This window comes from Variovorax sp. P1_H12_2, assembly GCF_056405335.1.
The window spans coordinates 1-1,761 of record NZ_JBFUCI010000688.1 but is presented as its reverse complement, the minus strand read 5'-3'; the positions used below and the strand labels follow the sequence as shown (position 1 = coordinate 1,761).

The window sequence follows — 1,761 nt, the reverse complement described above, 5'->3', positions numbered from 1 at the left end:
TGCTGCTGCGCGCGGTGAGCTACCGCAACGAGCCGCTCGACACGCTGGTGCAGCGCGCGCTCACCGGCGGGACGGCCGGCGTGATGCAGGTGGCGGTGGCAGCGCCGCAGAATCAGGCAAGAAGAAAGCACAGTGACAAAGACATCCGTGACCATCAGCAATAAGCTGGGGCTGCATGCACGCGCCTCGGCCAAACTCACCAAACTCGCGGGCAGCTTCCCGTGCGAGGTCTGGCTCGCGCGCGGCGATCGCCGCGTCAATGCCAAGAGCATCATGGGCGTCATGATGCTGGCCGCGGGCCTCGGCGTCACGGTGGAGATCGAGACCATCGGCGAGCGCGAGCAGGAGGCGCTCGATGCGATCGTTGCATTGATGAACGACAAGTTCGGCGAGGGCGAGTGACCTTCGTTGTCCACGGTCTCCCTGTTGCCCGTGGCATCGCCATCGGGCGGGCGGTGCTGGTGGTCTCGAGCCGCATCGACGTCGCCCACTACTTCATCAAGCCGGAACAGATCGAGACCGAGATCGATCGGGTCCGGATGGCGCGCAACGCGGTGGCCGAGGAGCTGCAGAAGCTGCAGGCCAGCGTCGCGCTGATGGGGCCCAACGATGCACCGCACGAACTCTCGGCGCTGCTCGAGGTGCACCAGATGCTGCTGCAGGACGAGGTGCTCACGGGCGGCGTCAAGCACTGGATCGTCGAGCGGCTCTACAACGCCGAATGGGCGCTGACCACCCAGCTCGAGGTGGTGGCGCGCCAGTTCGACGAGATGGAGGACGAATACCTGCGCGAGCGCAAGGCCGACCTGGAGCAGGTGGTCGAGCGGCTGCTGCACCGCATGAAGGGCACGGCGGCGGTGCTGGCGCCGACGCCGCCGCGCCGCAAGCGCACCGCCGAGGAAGACGACCACCACGACCTGATCGCCGGCGACGCCTTCGATGCGCCCTTGGTGCTGATCGCGCACGACCTGTCGCCGGCCGACATGCTGCAGTTCAAGAAGAGCGTGTTCGCGGGCTTCGTGACCGACGTCGGCGGGCGCACCTCGCACACCGCGATCATCGCGCGCAGCATGGACATCCCGGCCGTGGTCGGCGCCCGCAGCGCCAGCCAGCTGGTGCGCCAGGACGACTGGGTGATCATCGACGGCGATGCCGGCGTGATGATCGTCGACCCGTCGCCGATCATCCTGGCCGAATACGGCTTCAAGCAGCGCCAGGGCGACCTCGAGCGCGGGCGCCTGTCCCGGCTGCGCCACAAGCCGGCCGTGACGCTGGACGGCCAGCGGGTCGAACTGTTGGCCAACATCGAGATGCCCGAGGACACGCTGGGCGCGGTCAAGGCCGGCGCGGTCGGCGTCGGGCTGTTCCGCAGCGAGTTCCTCTTCATGGGGCGCGAATCGCACAACCTCACGCGGCTGCCCGACGAGGAGGAGCAGTACCAGGCCTACCGGCGCGCGGTCGACGGCATGAAGGGCATGCCGGTCACGATCCGGACCATCGACGTCGGGGCCGACAAGCAGCTGGACGGCAAGATGGGGCGTGAGGATTCGCACCTGAATCCGGCCCTGGGCCTGCGCGCGATCCGCTGGAGCCTGGCCGACCCGGCGATGTTCCTGACGCAGTTGCGCGCCATCCTGCGGGCCGCGGCGCATGGCGAGATCCATCTGCTGATCCCGATGCTGGCGCACGTCAGCGAGATCCGCCAGACGCTCTCGCTGATCGACTTCGCGCGCGCCGAACTGGACAACCGCGGTGTGGTGC

The 1,761-nt window shown here is 68.3% G+C and carries 2 protein-coding genes and 1 pseudogene; all 3 read left to right on the top strand.

The features are described from left to right. Window positions 1–164, top strand: a pseudogene (locus AC1D2K_RS34220) (PTS sugar transporter subunit IIA); the annotation flags it as partial. Next, a complete protein-coding gene (locus AC1D2K_RS34215) occupies window positions 133–402 on the top strand; it encodes an HPr family phosphocarrier protein (protein WP_442287809.1) in 270 nt (89 codons plus the stop codon). The pseudogene AC1D2K_RS34220 and the gene AC1D2K_RS34215, both read left to right, overlap by 32 nt. Further along, a partial coding sequence (locus AC1D2K_RS34210; protein WP_478094819.1) for a phosphoenolpyruvate--protein phosphotransferase occupies window positions 399–1,761 on the top strand: 1,363 nt, incomplete at its 3' end. The genes AC1D2K_RS34215 and AC1D2K_RS34210, both read left to right, overlap by 4 nt.